Raw genomic sequence first — 5419 nt, 5'->3', positions numbered from 1 at the left:
TCTATATAACACGCCTTTATCGTAACCATTATATCTCCCTGAAAAATTGCATAGACTACTACTCACGCGCCGCGTCTCTAAACGCGGCGCGCGGGCAGTTGTGGGTGCCTTCAGCCAACGATGCTTACTTTGCGCGATAGATGGCACATAGCTTGTGGCCATCCGGGTCACGTACGTAAGCGAGATGCACTGCGCCCAAGCTGCTTTCCCTTAGCCCAGGTGGATCTTCGATCGTCTTGCCTCCATGTGCGACCGCTGTGTCATGGAACGCCTGAACCTGCTCAGGGGAGTTGCACTTGAAGCCAATCGTGCTGCCATTCGCAGTCGTCGCTTCTTCGTCATTGATGGGCTCGGTCACACAAAACGAGCTCCCTTCATGCCGGTAGAAGAGACGCATATGGCCGGAAGCCGCCTGGTGGCGCAGTGGTTCCCCTGCTCCCAGCGTGCCGAGCACGGCATCGTAGAAGCGCTTCGAACGCTCGAGATCATTCGACCCAATCATCACATGATTTAACATTTTTTTCCTATTTGAGCACAAAGACCACCCACCAACGTCAATGAACTAGGCTACCACCCTCGCCATCAGGTGTGCGTCCACATACTGGCCGTTGCGAAAAGCGTAGTTCCGGCACGTTCCTTCAACCACAAAGCCATGCTTCTCGTAGAGGCGGATTGCCGCCTGATTGTCTGTGTAAACCTCGACCTCAATACGCGAAACGTTCATCCACTTCTCGCAGGTTTCGATTGCGGCCGATACGAGCGCAGATCCTACGCCGGCGCCACGGGCGGCTGCCTTGACGCCCATGCCAAATGTTGCGACATGGCGCCTACGAGGAGACTGGAAGACCTCCAACCCCAGCTGCCCCACGACCTGATCGCTCTGGATGGCAACCAGGCAGACGAACCCCGGGCGAGAGCAGTCGAGTCTTTTCTCCCAGGCGGCGACCGGTTGATAAGGGAGCTGCAGCGTATCCAGGTAGGCGTGCGGCTCGGAGTACAGTGCATGCACCTGCGGAATATCGGCAGGCTCCATGTGTCTGATCGTGATCGGCTGCATGGCGTCTTGTCGTGGTCTAGGGGTATGCGCACGCTGGTCTACACGCGCTGCTTATTCAGTTTTTCCTTACCCTACGCCAGCGTTGCCGGCAACGCCAACAGGCACGGAGACATTTTATTGACGCCTAACAAAACCGGGGGCGCCTAAGCGCCCCCGGTTGTTGATCAAGTCAGTAGCAAATACCCACCTCAATGCCACTTTCCTTTGCCACCTCCAACACCGATGACGGTGGAGACTGCCCCCGACTGGAAGTGGCCCAGCAGTTTGCTGTGGCTGTCGAAGAACAGGATGCTCAGGTAGACCGGTGTGCCTTGGAACTCGAAGCTCACGGTGTCGCGATAGAGCCGCTCGAGGTCGTTGGTGTAGACGTGCCCGAAGAGTGCGCCGCCGCCCGGTGAGGAGGCGCCTCCAGCATTGCCGTCGAAGGTCTTGCCGCCATTGGTGATATTGACCTGGAACTTCAGATAGAAGATCAGGCTGGCCACGCTGCCGTTGGCGGGATAGGCCGTTTCGGAAGCAACCAGTGTCTGGGCGACATCGTCGATCTTCTCGGGCTCGAGCTTGCCATGCATGGCGACACGGAAGTCGTGGGCGATCAGCTGCTTGTCGATGGTTTGCGGAGCGTTCATGGGGTGATACCTCGTATGTTGTTCTGGAAATGGCGGTCGGACCTCGACCGCGGCTTACTGCCCTAGTCATTCCAGTTGAAGAATCTCATACCGACCGCATCAGCTCGGTATCACCACGAACGCCGGTATCAGCCCCACGAAGCGCAACGGATCACTTCGGTATCACCTCGTCTCACCCCCTTGGTTACACCATCCTCTTGAGGGATTCTTAGGAAAACAACGACTGGGGGCGTCATCATGGACCATGCACCGCTGCGGGTCGCCATCATTGGCGGCGGGGTTTCCGGCCTGTCGCTGGCTTACTACCTACAGAAGTTCGGCAGCGAGGCGGCCCGGCAGATCGAGGTCACGCTGTTCGAGCGCAAGGCCACCCTGGGCGGCAACGCGGAGACGGTGTGGGTCGACCTGGGCAACCGGCGCATGCCGGGCAAGCCCGAGACGCCCTACCGCCGCTGGGCCGACCTGGGGGTGAATGACGTCAATCTGGCCACCTACCACCGCCTGCGCACGATACTCGCCGAGATCGGTGAGCTGGAGCGCATGAAGCCGCTGGAAAACAGCGAGTGCTACTTCAGCCGCGACGGCAGCATGGCCCTCACCGATGACCGGGATCTGGTACGCGGCGTGAGCGACCCGGCCCATGAGCTGAGCCTGGTCGATGGGGGCCGGCTGGCAGTGCTGATCGCCGTGGTTCACCGCAGCGCCATCAATCTGGTGGAGAGCCGGCGCATTACCCCGCGCTATACGGTGGACGACTTCTTCGATGGCTGCGTGGCCGCACCCGCCGAGATGCTGGGCGAAGCGGCGGAGCAGTTGAGCGCTACCATCGACTGGGACGACCCGGAGCTCTCGGCCCGGCTGGAGCGCATTCGCCACAGCATCTACTACCCGCGCATCTCGGCCATGTACTTCGCCGACGACCGCGGCCCGGGCGGCATGCCGCTGCAGGCGCCCTTCGAGTACTACCGCATTCAAGAAGGCGGTTCGCCGCCGGACCGCCGCTACTTCGAGCACGGCGCCCAGCACTGGCTGGAGGCGCTGGCGGCACATCTGGTCAATCCGCTGACACCGGGGCCGCAGGTGAAGATCCTGCGCGGTATCGAGGTGGAAGCCAGCCTCTCGACCCAAGGCGTGACGCTGACGGAGCGTGCGCCCGGCGAGCGCCGCTGGGAGGCCGACCTGCTGATCATGGCCACCCATGCCGAAGACGCCCTGCCGCTGCTGACCTTCGGCGATGGTCTGAGCGAGACCCAGCGGGAGCTGCAGCACATTCTCGGCAAGGTGCGCTATACCCGCAGCTTTGGCGTCTGTCACACCTCCGCCGCTCGGCTGCCGCCCAATCGCAACCTGTGGCGCACCTACAACATTGAGGTGCGCAACCCCGAAGACACCTTCTTCCCCTACCGCATCGACTACGTGGCGAATCGTCATCAGAACGATGCCGAAAACCCCTGCTACGACCGGGCGGGCCTGCCGCAGTACTTTGTCTCCCTGGTGGATGACCTGAACCGGATTCCCCGCGGCGAGATGCTCGACCGTCACCCCGCGCCGCTGGACGCCCCGGTAGCGCTGTCGGGTGTTGCCCCCGGCGAGTCTGGCTACCGCGACCGGCTGCCGCCGATGGAGAGCGCGCTGGAAGCCAAGGCCTGGACCCTGTTCAAGCACAACGTGCTGGATGCCGAGTGCCTCGAGGCGCAGGCGGAGATAGAGCACTACAATCAGAGCACCGCGCGCAAGCGCTTCGAAGGCCGGCAGGACCTCTGCCCACTGCTGTTCGCCGGCGGCTGGACGCGCGGTGCCGGTCTGCAGGAGCAGTGCCTTGAGCAGTCGGCGCATCTCGTCGCGCTGCTGCTGGCGGCACCGGAGCGCCGGGCCAATCCCCTGCGCTTAGCGCCGCCCAGCAGCCAGACAAGGCAGAGTCATCCGCAGGCCGGCGGCTTCACCCTGCTGCCAGCAAGCCTCTAGAGCGGCCTGAGCACTCGATTCGCCGCTCTCCCGGTCATGCTCGCCGCCGCTTTCCAGCCAGGCGGCGTGGGCCTCGATCAGGGCGCGGTGGTGCTCGCCCCAGGCACAGGGCTCCGCCCCCATCAGCTGGGTCAGGCGCCGGGCATAGTGGCGGGCCGCCTCCGGTCGCCCGTCGAGCAGGCTGACCTCCGCCGCCGCGATCAGGAAGCGATAGCCGTTGTGCCCCACGCAGCCGGCATCCAGCAGCGCTTCGCCCTCTTGTAGCGTCGCCAGGCGCGTCTCGATCTGCTCTTCCAGCAGCGCCCGGGTGCCCAGTACCCAGGGGCCGATAAAGGCCTTCAGGCCGTGCTGTTCGACAAGCTGCCAGGCACGCTCGATGCTGGCTCGCGCCTCGACCAGCCGCCCGGTGATCAGCTCGACCCGGGCACGACTCTCCAGCAGGAACGCCTCGAAACGACCGGAGCCCAGGCCACGCGCCACCGTCAGCGCCTGTTCGATCTGCTCGTCCGCCGCATAAGGCTCGCCCTGGGAGAGCAGAATCCACCCCGCCGTGAGCCGCGCCACCACCTCGGCGCGCCGATTGCCGACCCGCTTGCCCAGCTCGGCGGCATCGAAACAGTCAACCAGCGCCGCCTCGGTCTGGTTGGCGTAGATGCGGGCGGTACCCAGCATGAACAGGTTGGAAGCCTCCAGATCGGCATGGCCATGGGTTCGGCACAGCGTGACGCAGTGGTCGAAGAGCTCGAGGGTGCTGCGCATCTGCCCCTCGGCATAGTGGGCATCGCCCAGCCCGCTCAGGGCCTGGATCTCGGTGCGCACGTCACCGCCACGGCGGGCCTGCTCCAGGGCACGGATGTGATAGGCGCGGCTGGTGGCAAAGTCGCCCCGGGGGAAATAGAGATTGCCCTTGAGATAGAGCGCCTCGGCCAGGGGCAAGGGATCCTCCAGCGCCTCGGCCAGAGGCAGCAGGCCGTCGAGAATCGCCTCTTCCGCCTCCAGCGCATCGAGCATGTTCAACACCCGAGCCAGCCACAGATCGGCCGTGATGCGCTGCCCCTCCTCCCGGGCGAAGGTACGCGCCGCCTCGAAGTGCTCCCGCGCCGCCTGGATCTGCCCGGTGGCCATCGCCACCTGGCCCTGCAACAGCATCAGCCGGCACTCATCCTTCGGCGCGTAATCGATGGCGCGGCAATCCCTCAGCAGCGCCATGGCCTCCTCGTGTCGATAGCGGGCCATTTCCGCTGCCACCGCCTGCAGGAAGGCATTCGGCGCCTCCAATGAGCGCGCGCGATGCAGGTGGCGCGCCCGCAAGCCAGGTTCCGCCTCGCCGTAGAGCGCAGCCAGGCGCAGATGCAGCCTGTCACGCTGAATCTTGGGAATCCCCTCGTAGATGCCTTGCAGGATCAGGTCGTGCACGAAGCGGTAGCTGTCCTCTTCCAGCGGGCGCACCAGGCTGTAGCGCTGGGGAAGTTCGGGCTGATAATCGGCCTGCCCCAGCACCTCCTGCAGCGAGGCCAGGGAGAAGCGCTGCCCCATCACCGCGGCGATGCACATGGCCCGACGATCCAGATCGGTGAGCTGATCCAGCTTGCTCTGTACCAGATTGGCGAGGCTGGCCGGCAGGCTGCGATGAGGATGGAACAGCAGCAGCTGAGTCAGGAACAGCGGATTGCCCTGGGCCTGGGTCACGCAGCGGGCGGCGTGCTCGGCGGGCACCGTGCCGTAGCTGGCCACCAGGGCCTCGGCCTCCTGCGGGCGCAGCGGCGGC

5 protein-coding genes are annotated in these 5419 nt (G+C 64.3%); 1 reads left to right on the top strand and 4 read right to left on the bottom strand.

The window, feature by feature from the left end; genetic code table 11:
- Window positions 1–124: 124 nt before the first annotated feature.
- The 3 genes from B8115_RS12695 to B8115_RS12685 all read right to left on the bottom strand — a co-directional run bounded on the left by B8115_RS12695 (window position 125) and on the right by B8115_RS12685 (window position 1686).
- The gene (locus B8115_RS12695) at window positions 125–502 is read right to left on the bottom strand and encodes a VOC family protein (RefSeq protein WP_238539218.1); all 378 of its coding nucleotides are present in this window, start codon (window positions 500–502) and stop codon (window positions 125–127) included.
- Window positions 503–562: 60 nt separating this feature from the next.
- Entirely contained in the window at window positions 563–1057 is a 495-nt protein-coding gene (locus B8115_RS12690; RefSeq protein WP_010628182.1) for a GNAT family N-acetyltransferase, read from the bottom strand.
- 188 nt (window positions 1058–1245) lie between these two features.
- Window positions 1246–1686 carry a VapA/VapB family virulence-associated protein gene (locus B8115_RS12685; RefSeq protein WP_010628181.1) on the bottom strand — a complete coding sequence of 147 codons (441 nt, stop codon included), beginning with the start codon at window positions 1684–1686 and terminating at the stop codon, window positions 1246–1248.
- Window positions 1687–1923: 237 nt separating this feature from the next.
- Between B8115_RS12685 and B8115_RS12680 the strand changes: the two genes are divergently transcribed.
- A complete protein-coding gene (locus tag B8115_RS12680; protein WP_010628180.1) occupies window positions 1924–3651 on the top strand; it encodes an FAD-dependent oxidoreductase in 1728 nt (575 codons plus the stop codon).
- On the opposite strand, the gene B8115_RS12675 is transcribed toward B8115_RS12680, so the two are convergent.
- Window positions 3574–5419 (bottom strand): tetratricopeptide repeat protein (locus tag B8115_RS12675; protein ID WP_010628179.1); only part of this gene is annotated, 1846 nt, incomplete at its 5' end. The genes B8115_RS12680 and B8115_RS12675 overlap by 78 nt on opposite strands.

This window comes from Halomonas sp. KM-1 (genome assembly GCF_000246875.1).
In the GTDB taxonomy this organism is placed as follows: Bacteria; Pseudomonadota; Gammaproteobacteria; order Pseudomonadales; family Halomonadaceae; genus Halomonas; species Halomonas aerodenitrificans.
Note: the sequence above shows the minus strand (reverse complement) of the source record. Positions and strands in the feature narration are given on the sequence as shown.